Raw genomic sequence first — 25,587 nt, 5'->3', positions numbered from 1 at the left:
GTCAGGTCAGGCGGGGTGGTCGCGGAAGCGCACGATGCTGGCGAAGTCGCCCGCGTCCGTGCTCGCCCCGCCCACGAGAGCACCGTCGACGTCCGGCTGGGCCATGATCGAGGCGATGCTGGCCGGCTTGACCGAGCCGCCGTAGAGCACCCGCACCGCGGCGGCCGCGTCCGCGCCGAAGACCCGGCCCACCGCGGCGCGCAGCGCGGCGCAGACCTCCTGGGCGTCCTCGGGGGTCGCGACCTCACCGGTGCCGATGGCCCAGACGGGCTCGTAGGCGAGCACCAGGCCCGCGACCTGCTCGGGGCTGAGGCCGGCGAGGGCGGACTCGACCTGCGCGACCGCGAACTCCACGTGCTGCCCCGCCCGGCGCACCTCCAGCGCCTCGCCGACGCAGACGATCGGCACCAGCCCGTGCTTGAGGGCGGCGGCCGTCTTCGCGGCCACGAGGGTGTCGTCCTCGCCGTGGTACTGGCGGCGCTCGGAGTGCCCGACGGCCACGTAGCGCACGCCCAGCTTCGCGAGCTGCGGCCCGGACACCTCACCCGTGTAGGCGCCCGCGTCGTGCGCGGAGACGTCCTGCGCGCCGAGGGCGATCGAGAGCTTGTCGCCCTCGATGAGCGTCTGGACCGTGCGCAGGCTCGTGTGGGAGGGCAGGACGACGACCTCCACGGCCGCGTAGTCGTGCTTGGCGTCCTTCAGCGTCCAGTCCAGCTTCTGGACCAGCAGGGTGCCCTGCTGGTGGTCCAGGACCATCTTCCAGTTGCCGGCGATCAGCGCGGTGCGGGGGGTGCTCACGGGACTCCTCAGGGTCGCGGCGGCGTCGTCACGGGGTCGGGCGGTCGTGCGGGTGCGTGCGGGGGTCAGCTCTCGAGGACGTCGAGGCCGGGCAGGTGCTTGCCCTCGAGGAACTCGAGGCTCGCGCCGCCGCCCGTGGAGATGTGACCGAACTGCTCGTCGGCGAAGCCCAGCGTGCGCACGGCCGCGGCGGAGTCACCACCACCGACGACGCTGAAGGAGCCGCCGTCGACCAGGGCCTGCGCGACGGCCCGCGTGCCGTGGCTGTACGGCTCCATCTCGAACACGCCCATGGGGCCGTTCCAGAACACCGTGCGGGCGTCGGCCAGGGCCTGCGCGAAGGCGGCCGAGGAGGCGGGGCCGATGTCCAGGCCCAGGCGGTCGGCCGGGATCGCGTCGACCGCGACCACGTCGTGCCCGGCGTCGGCGGAGAACTCCGTGGCGGCCACGACGTCGGTCGGCAGGACGAGCTCCACCCCCTTGGCGGCGGCGGTCTCCACGTAGCCGCGGACGCGGTCCAGCTGGTCGGTCTCGAGCAGGCTGCGGCCGACCTCGTGACCGCCCGCGGCCAGGAAGGTGAAGACCATGCCCCCGCCGACCAGCAGCCGGTCCCCCGCCGTCAGCAGCGAGCCGAGCAGGTTGTCGATGACCCCGAGCTTGTCGGAGACCTTGGAGCCGCCGAGGACGACGGCGTAGGGGCGCTCGGGCGACGTGGTGAGGCGGCGGAGCACCTCGACCTCGGTCGCGACGAGGCCGCCGGCCGCGTGCGGCAGGCGCGTCGCGACGTCGTAGACGCTGGCGTGGCGCCGGTGCACGGCGCCGAAGCCGTCGGAGACGTAGGCGTCGGCCAGCGCGGCCAGCTCGTCGGCGAACGCGCTGCGCTCGGCGTCGTCCTTGCTGGTCTCCCCCGCGGCGAAGCGGAGGTTCTCCAGCAGCACCAGCTCGCCGTCGGCCAAGGCGGCCACGGCCTGCGCCGCCTGCGGTCCCACCGTCTCGGGGCAGAAGGCGACCGCGGACGGGGCCAGCAGCTCCGCGAGGCGCGCGTGCACGGGCGCGAGGGAGTACTTCGCCTCCGGGACGCCCTTCGGGCGGCCGAGGTGGGCGACGACGACGACCCGGGCGCCGGCGTCCAGCAGGCGGCGCAGCGTGGGCACCGAGGCCCGCACCCGCCCGTCGTCGGTGATCCGCGGGGCGTCCCCGGAGGAGTCCAGCGGGACGTTCAGGTCGCTGCGGACGAGCACGCGGCGACCGCGCAGCCCCCCGAGCTCGGCTTCCAGGTCGTCGATCGTCTTCACGGGGCTCCTCGGTGCGGGGCGCGGTGGTGCGGGCGCGGCGGGGTGGTCCGGTCGTCGCGAGGCCCGGGGAGCCCGCACGCAGGGTGCGGCCTCCCCGGGCCCGGGACGGCGGTGCTCAGGTCAGAGCGAGCTGCCGACCATCGCGACGAGGTCGACGAGGCGGTTGGAGTAGCCCCACTCGTTGTCGTACCAGCCGACGACCTTGACCTGCGTGCCGTTGACCTTGGTCAGGCCCGAGTCGTAGATGCACGACGCCGGGTCGCCCTGGATGTCGGTGGAGACCAGGGGCTCGTCGGAGTAGACGAGGTAGCCCTTCAGCGGGCCGTCGGCCGCCGCCTTGTAGGCCGCGTTGACCTCCTCGAGCGTCACCTCGCGCGACAGCTCCACGGTGAGGTCCGTGGCGGAGCCGGTGGGGACCGGCACCCGCAGGGCGTAGCCGTCGAGCTTGCCCTTCAGCCCGGGCAGGACCAGCCCGATCGCCTTTGCGGCGCCCGTGCTGGTCGGGACGATGTTGAGGGCCGCGGCGCGCGCGCGACGCAGGTCCTTGTGCGGGCCGTCCTGGAGGTTCTGGTCGGCCGTGTAGGCGTGGATCGTGGTCATGAGGCCCTTGACGATCCCGAAGGAGTCGTCGAGGACCTTGGCCAGCGGCGCGAGGCAGTTGGTCGTGCACGACGCGTTGGAGATCACGTGGTGCGTCGCCGCGTCGTAGTCGCCCTCGTTGGCGCCCAGGACGACGGTGACGTCGTCGTTGGTGGCCGGCGCGGAGATGACGACCTTCTTGGCGCCCGCGTCCAGGTGGGCCTTGGCCTTCGTCGCGTCGGTGAAGAAGCCCGTGGACTCCACGACGACGTCGGCGCCCAGCTCGCCCCAGCTGAGCTTCGCGGGGTCGCGCTCGGCGAGCACGGCGATCCGCTTGCCGCCGACGACGATGGCGCCGTCCTCGGCCGTCACGTCCTGGTCGAGCTTGCCGAGGATCGAGTCGTGCTTGAGCAGGTGGGCCAGGGCCTTCGCGTCGGTGAGGTCGTTGACCCCCACCACCTCGATGTCGGCGCCGGACGCCAGGGCTGCGCGGAAGAAGTTGCGGCCGATGCGGCCGAAGCCGTTGATGCCCACGCGAACGGTCATGCGCTCTCCTCCTTGCACCCGCGCCGGAGCCGGCTCAGGTGCGCGTCTCGTGCTCTGCGGAACTGGTCCTGGTGCGTACTGGTGGTGCGGGCCGCCGGGCTCTGCCGGTGCGGCCTGCGCCCCGGGGCGCCGACCACGGCCGGACGCGTCCCGCGGCGTCGCAGCCGACCCTATGGCCTGGCTCACGCCTCGGCGCAGGCGGGTGGCCCGGACCGCCCCGTCAGGCGTCGAGCATGTCGGCCGTGAGGCCGGACTCGGTGCCCGGCAGTCCCAGGTCCTGCGCCTTCTTGTCCGCCATCCCGAGCAGCCGGCGGATGCGGCCCGCGATGGCGTCCTTGGTCATGGGCGGGTCGGCCAGCGCCCCGAGCTCCTCGAGGCTCGCCTGCTTGTGCTCCAGGCGCAGCCGGCCGGCCTGCAGCAGGTGGTCCGGGACGTCGTCGCCCAGCAGCTCGAGCGCGCGCTCGACGCGCGCTCCGGCCGCGACGGCGGCCCGGGCCGAGCGCCGCAGGTTCGCGTCGTCGAAGTTGGCCAGGCGGTTGGCGGTGGCGCGGACCTCGCGGCGCATCCGCCGCTCCTCCCACGTCATCATCGCGTCGTGCGCACCCAGGCGGGTCAGCAGCGCGCTGATGGCGTCGCCGTCGCGGAGCACGACGCGGTCGACGCCCCGCACCTCGCGGGCCTTGGCCGAGAGCTCGAGCCGGCGTGCGGCGCCGACGAGGGCGAGCGCCGCCTCGGGGCCGGGGCAGGTGACCTCCAGGGCGGCCGAGCGGCCCGGCTCCGTGAGCGAGCCGCGGGCCAGGAAGGCACCGCGCCAGGCGGCCTCCGCGATCTGCGCCGTCGAGGACACGATGTGCGAGGGGAGCCCGCGCACCGGGCGGCCGCGGGTGTCCAGCAGACCCGTCTGCCGCGCCAGCGACTCCCCCTCCCGCGCGACGCGCAGCACGTAGCGGGTGGCGCGCCGCAGGCCCCCGGCCTGCACCACCAGCAGGTCGCTGGGGTGGCCGAAGACGTCGGCGATGTCGCGCCGCAGGCGCCGGGCGATCGAGGCGGAGTCGAGCTCGGCCTCGATCACGATGCGCCCGGAGACGATGTGCAGCCCGCCCGCGAACCGCAGCATCACCGACACCTCGGCCTTGCGCGCCGCCGTCGTCGTGACGGGGAGCCGGCTCAGCTCGTCCTTGACCGCCGCCGTCATCGCCATGGGTGTCCTCCTCCGACCCTCGCCCGCCCGGCACCGCCGGACGCGCCTCTCGCTGCACCACCACCTGCACCTGCACCTGAGCTGAGCGGCTGCTGTCTCACCGCGTGGTCCCCATCCTCGGTCACGACCCCGCCCGCCCGCCGCGCGGGTCGAGGTCCCCGTAGCTGCCGGCGAACACGTCGCGGTAGGCGGCGGCCAGCCGCAGGGCGTCGTGGCGCGGCGTCCCGTCCCCCAGCGACACCTGGCGCAGCAGCACGCGGGCCCCCAGGTCCGCGGCGGCCTCCGACAGCGCGTGCGGGTCGCCCACCGCGACGGGGTCCGCCACGACGGCGTCCACGCGCAGCGAGGGCGCGTGCGCGGCGAGCACCTCGAGGTGCGCCTCGGCCGAGAACCCGTCGGTCTCGCCCGACTCCACGGCTAGGTTCAGCGTGACGCACAGCCGCGCGCGGGTGCTCGTCAGCGCCTCGGCGAGCGCCGGTACCAGCAGGTGCGGCAGGACGCTCGTGAACCAGGACCCGGGCCCGAGCACGACCCAGTCCGCCGTGGCGATGGCCTCCAGCACCTCCGGGCGCACGGGCGGGTCGGTCGGGACCAGGCGCACCGCGGTGACCCGGCCCGTCGTGGACGCCACCGCCACCTGCCCGCGCACGGACGTCGGGGCGTCCTCGTCGCCGGCGACGAGGCCGAGGACGTCGGCCTCGATGTCCAGCGGGACCCCCGCCATGGGCAGGACCCGCCCGCGCGCGCCGAGCAGCCGGCCGACCCAGTCCAGGCCCGCCACGGGGTCGTCGAGCAGGTCCCACAGCGTCGCGATGAGCAGGTTCCCGGTCGCGTGCTGGTGCAGGCCGCCCTCGGAGGCGAACCGGTGCTGCAGCACGTCGCGCCACGTGCGGCCCCACTCGGAGTCGTCGCACAGCGCGGACAGCGCCATCCGCAGGTCCCCCGGGGGCAGGCAGCCCAGCTCGCGGCGCAGCCGACCCGACGAGCCGCCGTCGTCGGCCACGGTGACGACGGCCGTCAGCCGGTCGGTGAGGTGGCGCAGGGCGGACAGCGACGCGGACAGGCCGTGACCGCCGCCCAGCGCCACGACGGCCGGCGCGGCCGGGGCGCTGGTCGGCAGGCCGCCGAGGCCCAGGGGCAGCGGGCCCGTGGGCGGGCCCCCGCCGGACGTCGGCCCGCCCCCGGCGGGCGGCGTCACTCCCGCCCCAGATCGCGGTGCAGGACGCGGACGGGCACACCGCTGCGCTCCAGCCGCCGGCCGAGCTCCTCGGCCATGGCGACGGACCGGTGCTTGCCGCCCGTGCAGCCGAACGCGACGGTGGCGTAGCGCTTGTTCTCGCGCCGGTAGCCCGCGAAGACGGGGTCCAGGGCGCCCGTGTAGCGGTCCAGGAAGGGGCGCGCCCCCTCCGCGGCCAGGACGAAGTCCGCCACGGGCTCGTCGCGCCCCGTGAGCGGGCGCAGGTCGGGCTCCCAGTGCGGGTTGGGGATGAACCGCACGTCGGCGATGTGCTCGGCGTCCGCGGGGGTGCCGTACTTGAAGCCGAAGCTCATGACGGTGACGCGGAGGTCGTCGGCCCGCTCGGCCTCGAACAGGGACGCCACGAGGGCGCCGAGCTGGTGGACGTTGAAGGCCGAGGAGTCCACGACGACGTCGGCGCGCGAGCGCAGGTCGCCCGTGAGGACGCGCTCGCGCGCGATGCCGTCGACGATGCGGTCGTCGCCCTGCAGGGGGTGCGGGCGGCGCACGGACTCGAAGCGGCGCACGAGCACCTCGTCGGTGGCGTCCAGGAACAGCACGCGGGGCGAGACGTGCCGGGTGTCCAGGGCGGTCAGCGACCCCGTCAGCTCGGCGAAGAAGGAGCGGCCGCGCACGTCGACGACGACCGCGATGCGCGGGACCGACAGCCCGGCGCGGGCCGCGAGCTCGGCGAGCGGCTCGAGCATCTGCGGCGGCAGGTTGTCCACGACGTACCAGCCCAGGTCCTCGAGCGCCTTGCCCGTGGTGGAGCGCCCGGCCCCCGACATGCCCGTGATGATCAGCAGTTCGGGGCGCCGCGAGCGCGCGGCGTCCGCGGGCGCGTCGCCGGCCGGGGTGAGGCCGGCCGCGGGCTCGTCGGCGGCCAGCAGCTGCTCGGCGTCTGCCGCCGTGGCCGCGGAGGCGGGTGCGCCGGCCCTCCCCCGCCCGTCCTCGGCGGCGGAGGCTGCGGGCGCCCGCGCACCGTCGGGAGCGGGCGCCCCGGCGGCGTCGTGCGGAGGCGTCGAGGGGTCGTCGGGCCCTGCGCCGGAGGACGTCCCGCGCGGGTCACCGGGTCGTGGTGCCACGGCGTCATCCTGCCAGCCGCGGCACCCCTGCGGTGACGGGAACGGTACTGAGTGCAGTCGGAAGGGCACGCTCAGTCGAGGAGTTCTCCGGTCGCGGTGTTCACGGCGGGCAGGCCCGCGGCGACCGCGGCTCCGGCCCCGTTCGCGTCGGCGGGGCCACCCGGGCCCTCGGCCAGCGCCGTCACCACGGCCTGCGCGGTGCGCGGGCCCATCCCGGGGACCGCGGCGACCTCCTCGGCCGAGGCGGCGCGCAGCTTCTTGACGGACCCGAAGTGCTTGAGCAGCGCGGACTTCCGGGCCTGCCCGAGGCCCGGGACGCCGTCCAGCGCGCTCGTCGTCATGGCCTTGCTGCGCTTCGCGCGGTGGTAGGTGATGGCGAAGCGGTGGGCCTCGTCGCGCACCCGCTGCAGCAGGTAGAGCCCCTGGCTGGTCCGGGGCAGCACGAGGGGGTGGGCCTCGCCCGGCAGCCAGACCTCCTCGAGCCGCTTGGCGAGGCCCGCGAGGGCGACGTCGTGGATGCCGAGGTCGGCCAGCGCCCGGGCCGCCGCCTCGACCTGGGGCTGCCCGCCGTCGACGACGACGAGGTTGGGCGCGTACGCGAAGCGCCGCGGCCGTCCGGTGTCCGGGTCGATGCCCGCGAGCACCTCGCCGCCCGGGGCCCCGGGCTCGACCGGGCCGCTGCGGCCGGCCCCCACCGCGAGGACCGCGAGGGGGTGGGCCGCCACGTCGTCCGGTCCGTCGCCCGGTGCGTCGGCCGGTCCGTCACCCGGTCCGTCGGCCGGTCCGTCGCCCGGTCCCAGGCCGCCCGGCGCGGGCGCCGCACCGTCCGCGCCCTCGACCTCGTCCACGGGCGGGGCGTCGGCGGGCTGCCGGGTGCCGAGGCGCCGGAAGCGGCGCAGGAGGACCTCGCGCATGGCCGCGGTGTCGTCCACGCCGCCCTCGTCACCGCGCACGGCGAAGCGCCGGTACTCGCCCTTCTTGGGCAGGCCGTCCTCGAACACCACCATCGAGGCGACCACGTTGGTCTCCTGGGTGTGCGAGACGTCGAAGCACTCGATGCGCAGCGGCGCCTCGTCCAGGCCGAGGGCCTCCTGGATCTCCTGCAGCGCCTGGCTGCGGGCCGTGAGGTCGCCGCCGCGGCGGGTCTTGTGCAGCGCCAGGGCCTGGGTCGCGTTGCGGTGCACGGTGTCCATCAGCGCACGCTTGTCCCCGCGCTGCGGCACGCGCAGGTCCACCCGGGACCCGCGCAGCTCCGAGAGCCAGTCCTCGACGTCGCCCTCGACCGTCGCGGGCAGGTGCGGGACGAGCACCTCGCGGGGGACGTTCTCGCCCGTCTCCCCGCCGTACACCTGGAGCAGCAGCTGCTCGACGAGCTCGGGGGCGCCGACGTCCTCGACCTTCTCCACCACCCAGCCGCGCTGGCCGCGGACCCGGCCGCCGCGCACGTGGAACACCTGCACGGCCGCCTCGAGCTCGTCGTCGGCGATGGCGAACACGTCGGCGTCGGTCGCGTCGGGAAGGACGACGGCGCTCTTCTCGAGCGCCTTCTGCAGCGCGCCGAGGTCGTCGCGCAGCCGCGCGGCCCGCTCGAAGTCCAGCTCGCCCGCAGCCTCCTTCATCGCCAGCTCCGTGCGGCGGACGTAGCGCTGGGTGTTGCCGCCCATGAAGTCGCAGAAGTCCTGCGCGAGCGCGCGGTGGTCCTCCGGGTCGATCTTGCCCACGCACGGCGCGGAGCACTTGTCGATGTAGCCCAGCAGGCACGGGCGGCCGACCTGCCCGGCGCGCTTGTAGACGCCGGCGGAGCACGTGCGGACGGGGAAGACGCGCAGGAGGAGGTCCACCGTCTCCCGGATGGCCCAGGCGTGCGTGTACGGCCCGAAGTAGCGGGTGCCCTTGCGCTTGGCGCCGCGCATGACCTGCACGCGGGGAACCTCCTCACCCATGGTCACGGCGAGGTAGGGGTAGGACTTGTCGTCGCGGTACTTCACGTTGAAGCGCGGGTCGAACTCCTTGATCCAGGAGTACTCCAGCTGCAGCGCCTCGACCTCGGTGGACACCGTGGTCCACTCCACGCTCGCCGCGGTGGTCACCATCGTCATCGTGCGGGGGTGCAGCGCGGACAGGTCCTGGAAGTAGTTCGACAGCCGCTGCCGCAGGCTCTTCGCCTTGCCGACGTAGATGACCCGGCCCTGGGGGTCGCGGAAGCGGTAGACCCCGGGCTCGACGGGGATCTCCCCCGGCTTGGGACGGTAGGTGGCGGGATCGGGCACGGGCCCAGGTTATGTCGCCCGTGCGACACGGGCCGAACCGCTGCGGCCGGGCGGGCGGGCGGAACCCTCCCGGGGACCGCGACCTCCGGGGGACCGGACGACACGCGAGCGGGCCGGCCGGTCCCCGGGAGGACCGGCCGGCCCGCGCGCGCGTTCGCGGAGGACGGCGGCGCGTGCGCGACGTCCCCTCGCGGAGGGTCAGCTCGCGCGCGCCCGCCGGCGGCTGCCGCGCCCCTCGGCGCCGGTGCCCAGCAGCTCGGCGAGGAACTGCCCCGTGTAGCTGCCCGGGTGCGCGGCGATCTCCTCGGGCGTGCCGGTCGCGACGACGCGGCCACCCCCGCCGCCGCCCTCGGGGCCCATGTCGACGACCCAGTCGGCGGTCTTGATGACGTCGAGGTTGTGCTCGATGACCAGGACGCTGTTGCCCTTGTCGACCAGCCCCTGCACGACGCCGAGGAGCTTGCGGATGTCCTCGAAGTGCAGCCCCGTCGTCGGCTCGTCGAGGACGTAGATCGTGCGGCCGTTGGACCGGCGCTGCAGCTCCGCGGCGAGCTTGACCCGCTGCGCCTCGCCTCCCGACAGGGTCGTCGCCGGCTGACCCAGCCGGACGTAGCCGAGGCCGACCTCGGTGAGCGTCTGCATGAACCTCGAGATCGCGGGGACGGCCGCGAAGAAGTCGGCGGCCTCCTCGATGGGCATGTCGAGGACCTCGGCGATGGTCTTGCCCTTGAAGTGCACCTCGAGCGTCTCGCGGTTGTACCGGGCCCCGTGGCAGACCTCGCAGGGCACGTACACGTCCGGCAGGAAGTTCATCTCGATCTTCAGGGTGCCGTCGCCCGAGCACGCCTCGCAGCGACCGCCCTTGACGTTGAACGAGAACCGCCCGGGCTGGTAGCCGCGCAGCTTCGACTCCGGCGCCGAGGCGAACAGCTTCCGGACGTGGTCGAAGACGCCCGTGTAGGTCGCCGGGTTGCTGCGGGGGGTGCGGCCGATGGGGCTCTGGTCGACGTGGACGACCTTGTCGAGGTGCTCGAGGCCCTTGACCGACTTGTGCCGGCCGGGCACCCGGCGGGCGCCGTTGAGCTTGTTGGCCAGCACCGTGTAGAGGATGTCGTTGACCAGCGTCGACTTGCCCGAGCCCGACACGCCCGTCACCGCGACGAGGCAGCCGAGCGGGAACGCGACGTCCACGTCGTGCAGGTTGTGCTCGCGCGCACCCGTCACGACGAGCTGCCGCGCCGGGTCCACGGGGCGGCGCTGTGCGGGCGTCTCGATGGCCCGCTGCCCCGAGAGGTACTGCCCGGTCAGCGACCGGGGGTTGGCCAGCAGGCCCTCGAGGTCGCCGGAGTGCACGACCTCGCCGCCGCGCTCACCGGCCCCAGGACCGAAGTCGACGATCCAGTCGGCGACCCGCACGGTGTCCTCGTCGTGCTCGACGACGATCAGGGTGTTGCCGAGGTCGCGCAGCCGCGTGAGCGTGTCGATGAGCCGGCGGTTGTCGCGCTGGTGCAGCCCGATGCTCGGCTCGTCGAGGACGTAGAGGACGCCGACCAGGCCCGAGCCGATCTGGGTCGCCAGCCGGATGCGCTGCGCCTCGCCGCCGGACAGGGTGCCCGCGGGGCGGTCCATCGAGAGGTAGTCCAGCCCGACGTCGAGCAGGAAGCCGAGGCGGGCCTGGATCTCCTTGAGCACCTGCGCCGCGATCTTCTTCTCGCGCGCCGACAGCTGCAGCGCGTTCAGGAAGCGGGCGCACTCGTCGATCGGCAGGGCGCAGATCTCCGAGATCGACCGGTCGCCGAGCTTCACCGCCAGCGAGGACGGCTTGAGCCGCGCGCCCCGGCACACCGGGCACGGCGTCTCCCGCATGTACCCCTCGTAGCGCTCCTTGCTGAGGTCGGACTCCGTCTCGGCGTGGCGGCGCTTGACGAACGGGATCACGCCCTCGAAGCCCGTGGAGTACGCGCGCTCGCGACCCCAGCGGTTCTTGTAGCGGACGTGGACGTTGTGGTCCTTGCCGCCGAGCAGCGCGTCGCGGGCGCGCTTGGGCAGCGCGCGCCACGGCGTGTCCATCGAGAAGGACAGGTCCTCCGCGAGCGCCGTCATGAGGCGCTGGAAGTAGTCCGCCGAGCCGCTCGTCCAGGGCGCGATCGCCCCCTCGGCCAGCGACAGGTCCTCGTCCGGGACGACGAGCTCGGGGTCCACCTCCAGCTGGGTGCCGATGCCCGTGCACTCCGGGCAGGCGCCGAAGGGGGAGTTGAAGGAGAACGACCGCGGCTCGACCTCGTCGAGGTCGAGCGGGTGCTCGTTCGGGCAGGCCATCTTCTCGGAGAAGCGGCGCTCGCCCTCGGGGCCCTCGACGTCGACGAGGTCCGCGACGAGCAGGCCGCTGGAGAGGACGAGGGCGGTCTCGACGGAGTCGGTCAGGCGGCGCTTGACGCCCTCCTTGACCACGAGGCGGTCGACGACGACCTCGATGGTGTGCTTGAGCTTCTTCTGCAGCGCGGGAGGCTCCTCGAGCGTCACGACCTCGCCGTCGACGCGGGCGCGGGCGAAGCCCTTGGCCTGCAGCTCGCGGAAGAGCTCCGCGTACTCGCCCTTGCGGTCGCGGACGACGGGCGCGAGGACCTGGAAGCGCGTCCCCGCGGGCAGCTCCATCAGCTGGTCCACGATCTGCTGGGGGGTCTGGCGGCCGACGGGCTCGCCGCAGACGGGGCAGTGCGGGCGCCCGGCCCGCGCGAAGAGGAGCCGGAGGTAGTCGTAGACCTCGGTGATCGTGCCCACCGTCGAGCGCGGGTTGCGCGACGTCGACTTCTGGTCGATCGAGACGGCGGGCGACAGCCCCTCGATGAAGTCGACGTCGGGCTTGTCCATCTGGCCGAGGAACTGGCGGGCGTAGGCCGACAGGGACTCGACGTAGCGGCGCTGGCCCTCCGCGAACACCGTGTCGAAGGCCAGCGAGGACTTGCCGGACCCCGACAGGCCCGTGAAGACCACGAGGCTGTCGCGGGGCAGGTCCACCGAGACGTTCTTGAGGTTGTGCTCGCGCGCGCCGCGCACGACGAGGCGGTCCGTCGGGGTGATCGCGGTCCGCCGGACGGGCGTCGGCACGGCGGGGGCGCGCCGCGCCGCAGAGGTGGCGGCGCCGCCCGTGCTCGACGCGGTGCTGCGGGCCGCGGGCGCGGACCGCGAGGTGCTGCTGGAGGGGGTGCGAGAGGCCACGACCCAACCCTAGGCTCCCCCTCCGACACCGCCGGACACGACGACGTCGGCCCCACGCTCCGCCGGGGCCGCCGAGGGACCCGGCGGGGCCGCCCGGGCTCCCGGCGGGGGCGGGCACGCCCGGCCGGCGACGGCCGGCTCCTGGGCGTTCACCTGGAAGTGGTTGAGACGAACGCGTACCTTGGGGCCATGGTCCCCTCCGCCGGCCCGGCCGCCGCCCCCCTCCCCGCGCCGACGGCGGACGCCCCGGCGCCCGCGGGCGGGACCCGCTGGCTGGACGCGGACGAGCAGGTCGTGTGGCGCGCCTACCTGTCCGCGACGCAGCTGCTCACGGACCGCATCGACCGCCAGCTGCAGCACGAGTCGGGCATCGCCCACACGTACTACGAGATGCTCGTCCGCCTGTCGGAGGCGCCTGGGCGCTCGCTGCGGATGAGCCAGCTCGCCGACTCCTCGCTGTCCTCGCGCAGCCGCGTCTCGCACGCCGTCGCCCGCCTCGAGGAGCGCGGGTGGATCCGCCGGGAGGCCTGCGAGACCGACGGCCGCGGCTACCTCGCGGTCCTCACGGACGCGGGCTTCGACGCCCTGGCCGCCGCGGCCCCCGGCCACGTCGAGGCGGTCCGCAGCAACCTCTTCGACGTCCTGGACGCCGAGCAGGTCAAGCAGCTCGGCGAGATCGCGCAGGCCATGCTCGCGCACCTCACCGCGACGGGAGCCGTGTCCCCCGTCCCGCCCGTCCGGGAGGACTGAGCTCCCCGCGCGACGGGTGCGGGGGGACAGAGCCCGCGCACCGGCCGCCGGGGCCACGGACCCCCGCACCGCCGGCCCGCACCGCCGACGGTCGCCGGACCCCGCCGGTCGGGCCCGTGGGTCAGGACCGCCGGTCAGGCCCCCTGCGCGGCGCGCATCCCGCGCAGCTCCTTCTTGAGGTCCCCGATCTCGTCGCGCAGCCGCCCCGCGAGCTCGAACTGCAGCTCGGCCGCGGCCCCGTGCATCTGGTCGGTGAGCTGCTGGATGAGCTCGGCCAGGTCGGTCTGCGGCATGGACTCCCGCGGCTCGGGACCTACCTCGCGGCCGATGTTGCGGCCCGTCCCCCGCGCCTTGGCGCCCAGCGCGGGCACGGGCGCCTTGCCGCGGGACTGCTGGCGGCCCCCGCCGCCGAGCAGGGCCGCCGTGTCGGCGTCCTCCTTGGCGATGAGGTCGGTGATGTCCGCGATCTTCTTCCGCAGCGGCATCGGGTCGACGCCCTTCGCCTGGTTGTAGGCCACCTGCTTCTCGCGGCGCCGGTTCGTCTCCTCGATCGCCTGCTCCATCGAGGGGGTGATCCGGTCGGCGTACATGTGGACCTCGCCGGAGACGTTGCGCGCCGCGCGGCCGATGGTCTGGATCAGGGAGGTCGCCGAGCGGAGGAACCCCTCCTTGTCGGCGTCGAGGATCGCGACGAGGGAGACCTCCGGCAGGTCCAGCCCCTCGCGCAGGAGGTTGATCCCGACGAGGACGTCGTAGGCGCCCTGGCGCAGCTCCCGCAGCAGCTCCACGCGCCGCAGCGTGTCGACCTCGGAGTGCAGGTAGCGCACCCGCACGCCCTGGTCGAGGAAGTAGTCGGTGAGGTCCTCCGACATCTTCTTGGTCAGCGTGGTCACCAGGACGCGCTCGTCGCGCGCCGCGCGCTCGCGGATCTCGTGCAGCAGGTCGTCGATCTGGCCCTTGGTGGGCTTGACCACGACCTGCGGGTCGACCAGGCCGGTCGGGCGGATGATCTGCTCGACGACGCCCCTGCCGCGAGACAGCTCGTAGGAGCCGGGCGTCGCCGACAGGAAGACGGTCTGCCCCGTGCGCTCGAGGAACTCCTCCCAGCGCAGGGGCCGGTTGTCCATGGCGCTGGGCAGCCGGAAGCCGTGGTCGACGAGCGTGCGCTTGCGCGAGGCGTCCCCCTCGTACATGCCGCCGATCTGCGGGACGCTCACGTGGGACTCGTCGATGACGAGCAGGAAGTCCTCGGGGAAGTAGTCCAGCAGCGTGTTCGACGCCGAGCCCGGCTCGCGGCCGTCCATGTGCCGGGAGTAGTTCTCCACGCCGGAGCACGTGCCGACCTGGCGCAGCATCTCGATGTCGTACGTCGTGCGCATCCGCAGCCGCTGCGCCTCGAGCAGCTTGCCCTGCTGCTCCAGCTCCGCCAGCCGCTCGGCCAGCTCGGCCTCGATGGTGCCGACCGCGCGCTCGAGGCGCTCGGGACCGGCGACGTAGTGCGAGGCCGGGAAGACGTAGACCAGCTCCTCGTCGCGCAGCACCTCCCCCGTGAGCGGGTTGAGCGTGTACAGCTTGTCGATCTCGTCGCCGAAGAACTCGACGCGGATCGCGTGCTCCTCGTACATCGGGATGATCTCGACGGTGTCGCCGCGGACCCGGAAGGTGCCGCGCGTGAACGCCAGGTCGTTGCGCGTGTACTGCATGCCGACGAACTGCCGCAGGAGGTCGTCGCGGTCCATCGTCTCGCCGACCTTGAGGTTGACCATGCGGTCCACGTACTCCTGCGGCGTGCCCAGGCCGTAGATGCAGGAGACGGTCGCGACGACGACCACGTCACGGCGCGTCAGCAGCGAGTTGGTCGCCGAGTGGCGCAGCCGCTCGACCTCCTCGTTGATCGAGGAGTCCTTCTCGATGTAGGTGTCCGACTGGGGGACGTACGCCTCGGGCTGGTAGTAGTCGTAGTACGACACGAAGTACTCGACCGCGTTGTTCGGCAGCAGCTCGCGGAACTCGTTGGCCAGCTGCGCCGCGAGGGTCTTGTTGGGGGCCATCACCAGGGTCGGCCGCTGCACCTGCTCGATGAGCCAGGCGGTCGTGGCCGACTTGCCGGTGCCGGTCGCACCCAGCAGCACGACGTCCTTCTCCCCGGCCTGGATCCGCTGCGTGAGCTCCGCGATCGCCGCCGGCTGGTCGCCGGACGGGGAGAACTCCGAGACCACCTCGAAGGGCGCCACTCGCCGCTGGATGTCTGTCGTCGGCCGCATGTCCCCAGAGTAGGACGCGCCTCCGACACGACCCCCCGCGCTCGCTCGCGGCGAACGCTCCCGTGCCCGCCGGCGGCTTCAGCCGGGCAGCTCGGGGCGCGGCAGCGTGGCCGCGGCCCGCTCCAGGACGGCGTCGACGAAGGACGACTTGCCCGCCGCGTAGGCGTCGACGTCCGCGTGCGGGGCCGCCGCCAGGCGCTGCTTGAGCGCGGCGTACGCCGCGCGGTCCCCCGCGTCGGTGCGCAGGCGGTCGCGGAAGAGGAGGACGTGGCGCCAGACGGGCGACGTCGCGGGACGGACGTGGCAGTTGACCGCCCGGGCCGGGTCGGCGTTGGCCGCGAAGGCCTTGTCGACCGTCGAGGCCCGGTTCACGGTGGAGGCGTCGTCCACGGTCGCGGCGCCCCCGGGCAGCCGGTCCCACCACCGGCCGGCCTGGCGCACGAGCCCCGCCGCGAGGAGGTCGTCCGCCACCCGCCCGGCCGTGGCGAGGTCCGCGGTGACGACCTGCAGGTCCAGGACGTCCTTGGCGAGCAGCCCGGGGACCGCGGTCGACCCGGTGTGCTCGACGGACAGGGCCCGCTCCCCCGCCACGTGCCGCACCCGCGCGATCGCGCGCGCGGCCTCGGCCGGCCAGCCGGGGTCGGGGGCGACGAGGACGGCGCGCTGCGGCCGCGGCGCCCGCTCGCGGGCCGCGAGGTGGCGCGCGTAGGGCACGAGCCGCTCGTCCCAGAGCGCGTCGACGAGGCCGGGCAGCGGGTCGGGGCCGTCGTGGCGGCGGGGGTTGTCCAGCCAGACGTCGGCGGCGGCGCGGCGCTCGGCGTCGGAGGCCTGGGCCGCGAGGCGGGCGCGGGCGTCCGCGGGGGACATGCCCCGCTCGGTGACGAGCCGCCGCTCGCGCTCGGCCGCGTCGGCGTGCACCACGACCACGAGGTGCGACCGCGGCGCGAGCCCCGTCTCCACGAGCAGCGGCACGTCCTCCACCACGACGGCGCCAGCGGGGGCCGCCGCGACGAGCTCGGCCCGCCGGGCCGCGACGAGCGGGTGCACGATCGCGTTGAGCTCCGCGCGGGCCGCGGCGTCGGCGAAGACGATCCGCCCCAGGGCGGCCCGGTCCAGGCTGCCGTCGGGGGCGAGCACCCCCGCGGTGAACCGGTCGACGACCGCCGCGAGGCCGGGGGTGCCCGGCCGCACGACCTCGCGGGCGACCACGTCGGCGTCCACCAGCACGGCGCCGCGCTCCACCAGCCGCCGCGCGACCGTCGACTTGCCCGCCCCGATGCCCCCGGTCAGCCCCACGCGCAGCACCCGGCCACCGTAGCCGCCGCACGGGACACCCGCGGCGGGCCCGGGACGCCGGGCGCCGGGACCGCCGGACGCACGTCGGGCCCGGCCGAGGTCGGCCGGGCCCGAGGTGGTGGAGGTGTCAGCGCCCGCCGGCGCGACGCTTGTTGTAGACGTCGAAGGCGACGGCCAGCAGGAGCACGAGTCCCTTGATGACCTGCTGGAGGTACTGCTCGAGGCCGAGCAGCTGCATGCCGTTGGAGATGACGCCGACGAGCAGACCGCCGACCATCGCCCCGCGGACGGTGCCGATGCCGCCCGTGACGGCCGCCCCGCCGATGAAGGCCGCCGCGATGGCGTCGAGCTCGAAGCTGTTGCCGGCGCTCGGCTGGGCCCCGTTGGAGCGCGAGGAGAAGATGACGCCCGCGATGGCGGCGAGGAAGCCCATGTTCACGAAGATCCAGAAGTTGACCTTCCGGACGTTCACGCCGGACAGCTGCGCCGCGGCCAGGTTGCCGCCGATGGCGTAGACCTGGCGGCCGAACACCGTCGACCGCGTCACGACCGAGTAGGCCAGGATCAGCACGGCCAGGATGATGAGCACCACCGGGAGGCCGCGCGAGTGGGCGAGCTGCCACGCCAGCGCCATGACGACGACGCCCACGAGCACGATCCGCAGCACGAACAGGGGCATCGCGTCGACGACCTGGTCGTAGCGGGTCCGGGCGATGCGGGTCCGGACCTGGCTGACGGCGTACCCGACCACGGCGAGGACACCGATGAGCAGGGTGAACGCGTCGTAGCCGTAGCCGCCGAGCAGCCCGTTGAGGAACCCGGTGGAGACCTGCGTGTACTCGGCCGGGAACGGCGAGAGCGAGACGTTGTCGAGGACGTAGAACGTCAGGCCGCGGAACAGCAGCATGCCCGCGAGGGTGACGATGAACGCCGGGATCCCGACGAAGGCGACCCAGAAGCCCTGCCACGCACCGATGACGAGACCGACGGCGAGGGCGGCGAGGATGCCGACCCACCAGGGCTGCCCACCCGAGATGACGATCTTCGCCGACACGGCACCCGTCAAGGCCACGACCGAGCCGACCGAGAGGTCGATGTGCCCGGCGATGATGACGATGACCATGCCGATGGCCAGCACCAGCACGTAGGAGTACTGGAGCAGGATGTTCGTGATGTTGCCGGGGCTCAGCGAGAGCCCGTCGGTCAGCAGGGCGAACAGCGCCACGACGAGCACGAACGCGATGTAGATGCCGCTCGTGCGCAGGTTCTGGCTCATCGCCACGAGCGGGTTGGCGCTGCCCGTCTTCGGGCCGGAGGGGGCCTTCGGGGTGCGGGGTGCTGCGCCCTTGAGGAGGTCGCCGGTGCCGCTCATGCGGGGTGCTCCTGGGTGTCGTCGAGGGTGGTGGAGGTCCCGGTCGTCGCCGTCGACTTCTCCAGGGTCATGAGGCTCATCAGCCGCTCCTGCGTCGCGTCGGCGACGTCGACCTCACCGGTGATGCGGCCGAACGCGAGCGTGTAGATGCGGTCGCAGATGCCCAGCAGCTCGGGGAGCTCGGAGGAGATGACGATGACGGCCTTCCCGGCCGCCACGAGGCGGTTGATGATCGTGTAGATCTCGAACTTCGCGCCGACGTCGATGCCGCGGGTGGGCTCGTCCAGGATGAGGACGTCCGGGTCCGAGTAGATCCACTTGGACAGGACGACCTTCTGCTGGTTGCCGCCGGAGAGCTTGCCCGTCAGGGACATGACGGTCGGGGCCTTGATGTTCATGCTCTTCTTGCTGTCCTCGGCGACGCGGATCTCCTCCTGCGCGTTGACGAACCCGCGGGCGGCGAGCTTGTCGAGCGCGGCGGCGGAGATGTTGCGCTTGATGTCGTCGATGAGGTTCAGCCCGTACTTCTTGCGGTCCTCGGTGGCGTAGGCGATGCCCTGCCGGATGGCCTCCTGCACCGACCGCGCCTGGATCGGCGTGCCCGCCTTGTACAGCTGGCCGCCGACGTAGCGGCCGTAGGACCGGCCGAACACGCTCATGGCGAGCTCGGTGCGGCCGGCGCCCATGAGGCCCGCGATGCCGATCACCTCGCCGGCCCGGACGTTCAGGCTCGCGCCGTCGACCACGAGGCGGTCCTGCAGCGGGTGCCGGACGGTCCAGTCCTCGATCCGCAGCACCTCGGCGCCGGGGTTCGACGTCCGGTCCGGGAACCGGCTGTCGAGGTCGCGGCCGACCATCCCGCGGATGATGCGCTCCTGGCTGACGGCCTCGCCGGCCATGGCGAAGGTCTCGATCGAGCGGCCGTCGCGGATGATGGTCGTGGTGTCGGCGATGGCCTCGATCTCGTTCAGCTTGTGCGAGATCATGATGCTCGTCATGCCCTCGGTCCGCAGCTGCCGCAGCAGCCCGAGGAGGTGCTCGGAGTCGGTGTCGTTCAGCGCGGCGGTCGGCTCGTCGAGGATGAGGAGCTTGACGTCCTTGCTGAGCGCCTTCGCGATCTCGACGAGCTGCTGCTTGCCGACGCCGAGCTGCCCGATGGGCGTGGTCGGGTTCTCGTCCAGCCCCACGCGGGCCAGGAGCTTCGAGGCCTCGCCGTTGGCGCGGTTCCAGTCGATGAGCCCGCCGCGGCCCTTGCGCTCGTTGCCCAGGAAGAGGTTCTCCGCGATCGACAGGAACGGCACGAGGGCCAGCTCCTGGTGGATGATCGCGATGCCGGCCCGCTCCGAGTCGCTGATGCCCTGGAACTGCGAGACCTGACCGTCGAAGACGATTTCGCCGTCGTAGGACCCGTGCGGGTACACGCCCGAGAGGACCTTCATGAGGGTCGACTTGCCGGCCCCGTTCTCCCCGCAGATCGCGTGGACCTCACCGCGGGCCACCGAGAGGGAGACGTCCGACAGCGCCTTCACGCCGGGGAACGTCTTGGTGATGGAACGCATGTCCAGGATATTGTCGGTCATCGGCCAGCCGGGTCCTCGATCGTGAGCGGTTCGATGGGATGCGCTGCGGCGCAGACCGTCCCGCACCCGGGGGCCGGGTGCGGGACGGTGTGGCGGGGAGGGTCAGCTGGCCTGGCCGGCGTCGACCTCGGCCTGGGTGTAGTAGCCCGTGTCGACGAGGAGGGAGGTGATGTTGTCCTTGTAGACGATGTCGGACTGCAGCAGGAACGAGGGGACGACCTTGACGCCGTTGTCGTACGTCGTCGTGTCGTTGGCCTCCGGCTCCTTGCCGTCGAGGTAGGCCTCCGAGGCCGTGATGGCCTGCTCGGCGAGCTTGCGGGTGTCCTTGAAGATCGTCGCGTACTGCACGCCGTCGTTGATGAGCTTGACGGAGGCGATCTCGGCGTCCTGGCCGGTGATGATGGGCATCTTCTGCCCGCCCGTGCCGTAGCCGGCGTTCTGCAGGGCGGTGATGATGCCGCGCGAGATGCCGTCGTACGGGCTGAGGACTCCGTCGACCTTGCTGCCGTCGCTGTAGGCGGAGGTCAGCAGGTCCTCCATGCGCTTCTGGGCGACCTCCTGCTGCCAGCGCAGCGTGGCGGCCTCGTCGATCTTCGTCTGGCCCGACTTCACGACGATCTGGCCCGAGTCGATGAAGGGCTTGATGGTGTCGAACGCGCCGTTCCAGAAGAACCCGGCGTTGTTGTCGTCCAGCGAACCCGCGAACAGCTCGACGTTGAAGGGGCCGGTCGCGGTGCCCTTGGACCCGTCGGCGTTCAGCAGGCCGAGGCCGGTCAGCAGCGAGGTGCCCTGCTGCACACCGACCTTGTAGTTGTCGAAGGAGACGTAGAAGTCGACGTTCGCGCTGTCGCGGATGAGGCGGTCGTAGGAGATGACCTTCACGCCGGCGGCCTTGGCCGCGTCCAGCTGACCCGCGAGGGCCGTGCCGTCGATCGCCGCGAGGATCAGCAGGTCGTCGCCCTTGGTGATCATCTGGTCGATCTGCTGCTGCTGCGTGGGAATGTCGTCGTTGGCGTACTGCAGGTCGACCTTGTAGCCGGCCTTCTCCAGGCCGGCCTTGACGGCGTTGCCGTCGGCGATCCAGCGCTCGGAGGTCTGGGTGGGCATGGCCACGCCGACGGTGATGTCGGCGGGGTCCGCGGGCGCACTGCTGCCACCGTCGGTGCTGCCGGCGCCACCACCACCGCAGGCGGACAGGGAAAGCACCAGACCAGCGGTGAAGACAGCCAGGGTGCGGCGACGAACGTTCACGGCGGAACTCCTCTGTACCTCGTGATCGTCAGAGACGAGGCTCATGACGGGGGATGGGCACCAGCTGCGGTGCGGGGGGACCCGAGGAGCTGTCCGGTGCTTCTTCGACCCCGGACATCGGCTGCGGGCCAGCTGAGCCATTGTTAGCGTTAGCAGCCCGCCGCGTCAACCAGATCGCCCAACTGGCCCACCGGCTGCCGCCACGTGGCGCGTCCGGGGGACCCACCGCCCCGCAAGGGGTTCCGCGCCCCGGTGGCTGAGCTACGCTGACGCGACCAGCGGCGGCCCGGCTCGCGCTCGCCGCGGTGCCCTTCCCCCCGCTCCCGCCGGCCCGCTCGGGTCCCGGCACCCCCGTCCGTCCCGTCGCTGCCGACGCCGACGTGAAGTCAGGAAGCGCTCATGACACCGCCCCGCGACCCCGGTGCGCCGGAGGACGGCGATGCCGCGCGCACCCCGGTGCTGGCCGACGTGGCCGAGCGCGCGGGCGTCTCCCAGCAGACCGTCTCCCGGGTCGTCAACGGCTCCCCCGCCGTCGCCCGGCGCACCCGCGAACGGGTCGAGCAGGCCATCAAGGAGCTGGGGTACCGGCCCAACGCCGCCGCCCGCGCCCTGGTGACCCGGCGCTCGCGCCGCATCGGGGTCGTCGCGGCGAGCTCGGCGCTGCACGGCCCCGCCATGACGCTGCTCGGGGTGCAGGAGGCCGCGCGGGAGGCGGGGTACTCCGTCGCCGTCGTCATGGTGCGCGACCTGAAGCCGGCGTCGGTCGACGAGGCCCTCACCGAGCTGCGCGACCAGGCTGTCGACGGCGCGGTGGCGATCGTGCCCGAGGACGCCTCGCAGGCCGCGGTCGCCGCCGCGGAGGCCACCTTCCCCTGCGTGCTCGCCCCCGGGCTCGACGGCGCCGGCGTGGCCGACGCCTACTGGGGCGAGGTCGCGGCCGCCCGCGAGGTGACCGCGCACCTGCTGCAGCTGGGCCACGAGACCGTGCACCACCTCGCGGGCCCGCCCGACTGGGCCGAGTCGCGCTCGCGCGCCACGGGCTGGCGCACCGCCCTCGTGGAGGCCGGGCGTCGCGTCCCGCCGCCCGTGCGGGGCGACTGGACGGCCGCGTCCGGCTACCTCGGCGGCCAGCGCTTGCTGGCCGCGGGCGCCTCGGCGGTCTTCGTGGCGAACGACCACATGGCCATCGGCGTCGTGCGGGCCGTGGTCGACGGCGGGCTGTGCGTGCCGGGGGACGTGAGCGTCGTCGGCTTCGACGACGTCCCCGAGGCGGCGTACCTGAACCCGCCGCTGACCACGGTGCACCAGGACTTCGCGCAGATCGGCCGCCGCTGCGTGCACCTGCTGCTGGGCCGCCTCACCGACCGCGTCGTCGACGTCGGGGGTCTCAACCCCCGCCTCGTGGTGCGGGCGAGCACCGCGGCCCCGCCGAGCTCGCCGCCCCGCACCGGGCCCTCGGTCGCCGCGGGCGAGGTGCCCCCGCAGGTGCGCACCCCGTCGTCGGCCTGATCGACCGTCCCGCCCCGCGCGACGGCCACGAGCCCCGACCCACGACGTCAGCACCCACGACGTCACCACCCACGAGAGCCCCGACCGGCGGACCGGTCGGGGCTCTCGTCGTTCAGCGAGCCGGAGGTCAGTTGCCGCCGGTGAGCTTCTCGCGCAGCGCCGCGAGGGCCTCGTCGGAGGCGAGCGTGCCGCCCGCCTCGGGCGCCTCGGACGTGTAGGACGACGGCGTCGAGGAGGACGACGACGAGGACGAGCCGCCACCGGTCGAGCTGCTCGAGCTCGCGGCCGGGGCGACGTTCGTGCCCTCGGCCTCGGCCTTCGCCTCGGCCTCGGCGGCCTCGGCGACCTGCTTCTTGTGGGCCTCCCAGCGCTCGTGGGCCAGCGCGTACTGGGTCTCCCACGCCTCGCGCTGGGCGTCGTAGCCCTCGAGCCAGTCGTTGGTCTCGGGGTCGAAGCCCTCGGGGTACTTGTAGTTCCCCTGCTCGTCGTAGTCCGCCGCCATGCCGTACAGCGAGGGGTCGAACTCCTCGCCGGCCGCGGCCAGCGACTCGGTCGCCTGCTTCAGCGACAGCGAGATCCGGCGACGCTCGAGGTCGATGTCGATGACCTTGACGAAGATGTCGGAGTTCACCTGGACGACCTGCTCGGGCACCTCGACGTGGCGCTCGGCCAGCTCGGAGATGTGCACCAGGCCCTCGATGCCGTCGTCGACGCGCACGAACGCACCGAACGGGACGAGCTTGGTGACCTTGCCCGGCACGACCTGACCGATCGCGTGCGTCCGGGCGAACTGCTGCCACGGGTCTTCCTGGGTCGCCTTGAGCGACAGGGAGACGCGCTCGCGGTCCATGTCCACGTCGAGCACCTCGACGGTGACCTCCTGGCCGACCTCGACGACCTCGGAGGGGTGGTCGATGTGCTTCCAGGACAGCTCGGAGACGTGCACGAGGCCGTCCACGCCGCCCAGGTCGACGAACGCACCGAAGTTGACGATCGAGGAGACGACGCCGGAGCGGACCTGACCCTTCTGCAGGGTCGTGAGGAAGTTCTGGCGGACCTCGGACTGGGTCTGCTCGAGCCAGGCGCGGCGGGACAGGACCACGTTGTTGCGGTTCTTGTCCAGCTCGATGATCTTGGCTTCGATCGTCTTGCCGACGTACGGCTGGAGGTCGCGCACGCGGCGCATCTCGACCAGCGAGGCGGGCAGGAAGCCGCGGAGACCGATGTCGAGGATGAGGCCGCCCTTGACGACCTCGATGACGACGCCCTCGACGACCTCGTCCGCTTCCTTCTTGGCCTCGATCGTGCCCCAGGCGCGCTCGTACTGAGCGCGCTTCTTGGACAGGATCAGCCGGCCTTCCTTGTCCTCCTTCTGGAGGACCAGGGCCTCGACCTCGTCACCGACGCCGACGACCTCGTTGGGGTCGACGTCGTGCTTGATGGAGAGCTCGCGGGAGGGGATGACGCCCTCGGTCTTGTACCCGATGTCGAGGAGGACCTCGTCACGGTCGACCTTCACGATGGTGCCCGAGACGATGTCACCATCGTTGAAGTACTTGATGGTGGCATCGACCGCGGCGAGGAAGTCCTCAGCCGATCCGATGTCGTTGATCGCGATCTGAGGCGTCGTGCTCGCCGGTGCGGTCGTAGTGGTGGTCATGGAGGTAGGGGCTCCGTCAGGGACACTGGTAGGGGTGACGCGCGAGGGCTCCCGCGGGCCACGAGCACTGGCCCCACCGGGTGGCGGGGTGGCAGACGCTCGCTCTCCCAGCCTACCCGCGAGCCCAGGTGCGGGCAAAGCACCCGCTGGGCCGGAGGATGGCCCGCGTGAGCGACGCGATTCCCCCGCAGCCGTCCGTCGGGCGCCGGCCCGTGGGCGCCACCGAGACCGTCCGGGCGCAGCGGCGGTGGTGGGACGCCGAGGCCGCGGGGTACCGCACCGAGCACGGCTCCTTCCTCGGCGACGAGCGCGCCGACTCCGACCTGGTGTGGGGGCCGGAGGGCTGGCGGGAGGCCGACGCGCACCTGCTCGGCGACGTCGCCGGGCTGCGGGTCCTCGAGATCGGCGCCGGCGCCGCCCAGTGCGCGCGGTGGCTCGCCGCCCGCGGGGCCGCGGTGGTCGCCACCGACCTGTCGCTCGGGATGCTGGCCGAGGGTGCGGCGCTCGAGGACGCGCGCGGCCTGCGCACCCCGCTGCTGCAGTGCGACGCGCGGGTGCTGCCCTTCGCGGCCGCCGCGTTCGACCTGGTGGTCACCTCCTACGGCGCGCTGCCCTTCGTGGCCGACGCCGACCGCGTGCTCGCCGAGGCCGCCCGCGTCCTGCGGCCCCACGGACGCTTCGTCGCGAGCGTCCCGCACCCGCTGCGGTGGGCGCTGCCCGACGTCCCGGGGCCCGAGGGGCTGACCGTGCGGCACTCCTACTTCGACCGCCGCCCCTACGTGGAGACCGACGACGACGGCACCGTGCGCTACGCCGAGCACCACCGGACCGTGGGCGACTGGGTGCGGCTCGCGCGCGCCGCCGGGTTCGTCGTCGAGGACCTGGCCGAGCCCGAGTGGCAGGCGGGCGACGCCGTCTGGGGCGGCTGGAGCCGGCTGCGGGGGGAGCTCGTCCCCGGCACGCTCGTGCTCGTGCTGCGCCGTGCCACGGCGGCCGCGGGCGCCTAGGCTCCTCGCAGCCACCGGCCCCGACGACGACGTCGGGCGACCGGGCGTGGAGGGAGGTCGGCACCCCGTGTCCTCGCTCGCGCGCGTGGTCGCGGTCGCCGCCACGGGCCTGCTCGTCGTGGTCGGCGCCACGACGCTGGACGTGACCTCCCCCCGGGCGACCACGCCGGCGGGACCCGCGCCCGCGGCGACCGCGCCGCGGGCCGGCCCGTCGCCCGTCACGACCGCGGTGGCCGCGCTCCTCGACCCCGTCGCGGAGCGCTGCGCGCCCACCCGGCTGACGCGGTACGTCGCCTCCCTGCTGCGCGGCGTGAGCCCGCGGGAGCTGCGCTTCCTCGTCTCCAGCGGCGTCCTCGACCTCGCCGCCGACGAGGCCGCCCTGTTCGGCCGGGCCGGGGACCCCGCCTGGGCGCCGACGCCCGCGAGCGGGCCCGACCTCGAGCAGGCGCTGCGCAGCGCGGAGCGCTTCTGGAGCGGCGACGACGCCGCGGCCGTCGAGCTCCTCGGCGTCCACGGCGGCCTGCTGCGCGACCCGGCCCGGCTCACGCGCCTGCTGACCGTGCGGGAGGGGATCTCCCCGCACGACGCGGCCGTGCGCGCCCAGCAGCTGGTCGCCGCCGTCGCGGCCGTCCCGGCCCTGCGGGGCGGGGAGAACCCGGTCTTCACGC

17 protein-coding genes and 1 pseudogene are annotated in these 25,587 nt (G+C 73.6%); 4 read left to right on the top strand and 14 right to left on the bottom strand.

The genetic code is table 11. The annotated features are described in order from the left end of the window. Positions 1–6 precede the first annotated feature (6 nt). From tpiA to uvrA, 8 genes are all read right to left on the bottom strand, one after another. The gene (gene tpiA, locus GTR02_RS02440) at positions 7–798 is read right to left on the bottom strand and encodes a triose-phosphate isomerase (protein ID WP_166605887.1); all 792 of its coding nucleotides are present in this window, start codon (positions 796–798) and stop codon (positions 7–9) included. A 65-nt stretch (positions 799–863) separates the two neighbouring features. After that, on the bottom strand, positions 864–2,093 hold the full coding sequence (locus GTR02_RS02435) for a phosphoglycerate kinase (protein ID WP_166605886.1): 1,230 nt from the start codon (positions 2,091–2,093) through the stop codon (positions 864–866). Positions 2,094–2,213: 120 nt separating this feature from the next. Then, positions 2,214–3,218 (bottom strand): type I glyceraldehyde-3-phosphate dehydrogenase, encoded by a 1,005-nt coding sequence (gene gap / locus GTR02_RS02430; RefSeq protein ID WP_166605885.1) that lies wholly within the window; start codon positions 3,216–3,218, stop codon positions 2,214–2,216. Between the two features lie 220 nt (positions 3,219–3,438). Then, positions 3,439–4,419 carry a DNA-binding protein WhiA gene (whiA, locus tag GTR02_RS02425; protein WP_166605884.1) on the bottom strand — a complete coding sequence of 327 codons (981 nt, stop codon included), beginning with the start codon at positions 4,417–4,419 and terminating at the stop codon, positions 3,439–3,441. A gap of 121 nt (positions 4,420–4,540) precedes the next feature. Then, positions 4,541–5,554 carry a gluconeogenesis factor YvcK family protein gene (locus GTR02_RS02420; protein WP_420814679.1) on the bottom strand — a complete coding sequence of 338 codons (1,014 nt, stop codon included), beginning with the start codon at positions 5,552–5,554 and terminating at the stop codon, positions 4,541–4,543. A 59-nt stretch (positions 5,555–5,613) separates the two neighbouring features. After that, a complete protein-coding gene (rapZ, locus tag GTR02_RS02415; protein WP_338073528.1) occupies positions 5,614–6,741 on the bottom strand; it encodes an RNase adapter RapZ in 1,128 nt (375 codons plus the stop codon). 71 nt (positions 6,742–6,812) lie between these two features. Beyond that, positions 6,813–9,011: an excinuclease ABC subunit UvrC gene (uvrC, locus tag GTR02_RS22655; RefSeq protein WP_166605882.1), complete on the bottom strand. Its 2,199-nt coding sequence runs from the start codon at positions 9,009–9,011 to the stop codon at positions 6,813–6,815. 198 nt (positions 9,012–9,209) lie between these two features. Continuing rightward, positions 9,210–12,119, bottom strand: coding sequence for an excinuclease ABC subunit UvrA (gene uvrA, locus GTR02_RS02405; RefSeq protein WP_420814678.1), 2,910 nt, complete (start codon positions 12,117–12,119; stop codon positions 9,210–9,212). 300 nt (positions 12,120–12,419) lie between these two features. Between uvrA and GTR02_RS02400 the strand changes: the two genes are divergently transcribed. Continuing rightward, positions 12,420–12,980 (top strand): MarR family winged helix-turn-helix transcriptional regulator, encoded by a 561-nt coding sequence (locus GTR02_RS02400; protein WP_166605881.1) that lies wholly within the window; start codon positions 12,420–12,422, stop codon positions 12,978–12,980. A gap of 134 nt (positions 12,981–13,114) precedes the next feature. Here the strand turns inward: GTR02_RS02400 and uvrB are convergent, their stop codons facing one another. From uvrB to chvE, 5 genes are all read right to left on the bottom strand, one after another. Beyond that, the gene (uvrB, locus tag GTR02_RS02395) at positions 13,115–15,244 is read right to left on the bottom strand and encodes an excinuclease ABC subunit UvrB (RefSeq protein ID WP_166605880.1); all 2,130 of its coding nucleotides are present in this window, start codon (positions 15,242–15,244) and stop codon (positions 13,115–13,117) included. Between the two features lie 78 nt (positions 15,245–15,322). After that, entirely contained in the window at positions 15,323–16,549 is a 1,227-nt protein-coding gene (coaE, locus tag GTR02_RS02390) for a dephospho-CoA kinase (RefSeq protein ID WP_166605879.1), read from the bottom strand. Positions 16,550–16,667: 118 nt separating this feature from the next. Further along, entirely contained in the window at positions 16,668–17,816 is a 1,149-nt protein-coding gene (mmsB, locus tag GTR02_RS02385) for a multiple monosaccharide ABC transporter permease (protein WP_420814677.1), read from the bottom strand. 92 nt (positions 17,817–17,908) lie between these two features. Beyond that, on the bottom strand, positions 17,909–19,492 hold the full coding sequence (gene mmsA, locus GTR02_RS02380) for a multiple monosaccharide ABC transporter ATP-binding protein (protein ID WP_166605877.1): 1,584 nt from the start codon (positions 19,490–19,492) through the stop codon (positions 17,909–17,911). Between the two features lie 102 nt (positions 19,493–19,594). After that, positions 19,595–20,743 (bottom strand): multiple monosaccharide ABC transporter substrate-binding protein, encoded by a 1,149-nt coding sequence (gene chvE / locus GTR02_RS02375; RefSeq protein ID WP_338073525.1) that lies wholly within the window; start codon positions 20,741–20,743, stop codon positions 19,595–19,597. Between the two features lie 399 nt (positions 20,744–21,142). On the opposite strand from chvE, the gene GTR02_RS02370 reads away from it, so the two are divergent. After that, positions 21,143–22,252 carry a LacI family DNA-binding transcriptional regulator gene (locus tag GTR02_RS02370; protein WP_166605875.1) on the top strand — a complete coding sequence of 370 codons (1,110 nt, stop codon included), beginning with the start codon at positions 21,143–21,145 and terminating at the stop codon, positions 22,250–22,252. A gap of 127 nt (positions 22,253–22,379) precedes the next feature. Here the strand turns inward: GTR02_RS02370 and rpsA are convergent, their stop codons facing one another. Continuing rightward, positions 22,380–23,912: a 30S ribosomal protein S1 gene (rpsA, locus tag GTR02_RS02365; RefSeq protein WP_166605874.1), complete on the bottom strand. Its 1,533-nt coding sequence runs from the start codon at positions 23,910–23,912 to the stop codon at positions 22,380–22,382. 158 nt (positions 23,913–24,070) lie between these two features. Between rpsA and GTR02_RS02360 the strand changes: the two genes are divergently transcribed. Beyond that, positions 24,071–24,919 (top strand): class I SAM-dependent methyltransferase, encoded by an 849-nt coding sequence (locus GTR02_RS02360; RefSeq protein WP_166605873.1) that lies wholly within the window; start codon positions 24,071–24,073, stop codon positions 24,917–24,919. Between the two features lie 67 nt (positions 24,920–24,986). Next, positions 24,987–25,587, top strand: a pseudogene (locus tag GTR02_RS02355) (hypothetical protein); the annotation flags it as partial.

This window comes from Kineococcus siccus, assembly GCF_009906795.1.
Taxonomy (GTDB): Bacteria; Actinomycetota; Actinomycetes; order Actinomycetales; family Kineococcaceae; genus Kineococcus; species Kineococcus siccus.
Note: the sequence above shows the minus strand (reverse complement) of the source record. Positions and strands in the feature narration are given on the sequence as shown.

Bases quoted from the DNA above. Each gene is read 5' to 3' on its own strand.
- rpsA (WP_166605874.1), bottom strand. From the start codon at position 23,912: ATGACCACCACTACGACCGCACCGGCGAGCACGACGCCTCAGATCGCG.
- mmsB (WP_420814677.1), bottom strand. From the start codon at position 17,816: ATGAGCCAGAACCTGCGCACGAGCGGCATCTACATCGCGTTCGTGCTC.
- mmsA (WP_166605877.1), bottom strand. From the start codon at position 19,492: ATGACCGACAATATCCTGGACATGCGTTCCATCACCAAGACGTTCCCC.
- gap (WP_166605885.1), bottom strand. From the start codon at position 3,218: ATGACCGTTCGCGTGGGCATCAACGGCTTCGGCCGCATCGGCCGCAAC.
- GTR02_RS02400 (WP_166605881.1), top strand. From the start codon at position 12,420: ATGGTCCCCTCCGCCGGCCCGGCCGCCGCCCCCCTCCCCGCGCCGACG.
- GTR02_RS02370 (WP_166605875.1), top strand. From the start codon at position 21,143: ATGACACCGCCCCGCGACCCCGGTGCGCCGGAGGACGGCGATGCCGCG.
- uvrB (WP_166605880.1), bottom strand. From the start codon at position 15,244: ATGCGGCCGACGACAGACATCCAGCGGCGAGTGGCGCCCTTCGAGGTG.
- GTR02_RS02360 (WP_166605873.1), top strand. From the start codon at position 24,071: ATGGCCCGCGTGAGCGACGCGATTCCCCCGCAGCCGTCCGTCGGGCGC.
- whiA (WP_166605884.1), bottom strand. From the start codon at position 4,419: ATGGCGATGACGGCGGCGGTCAAGGACGAGCTGAGCCGGCTCCCCGTC.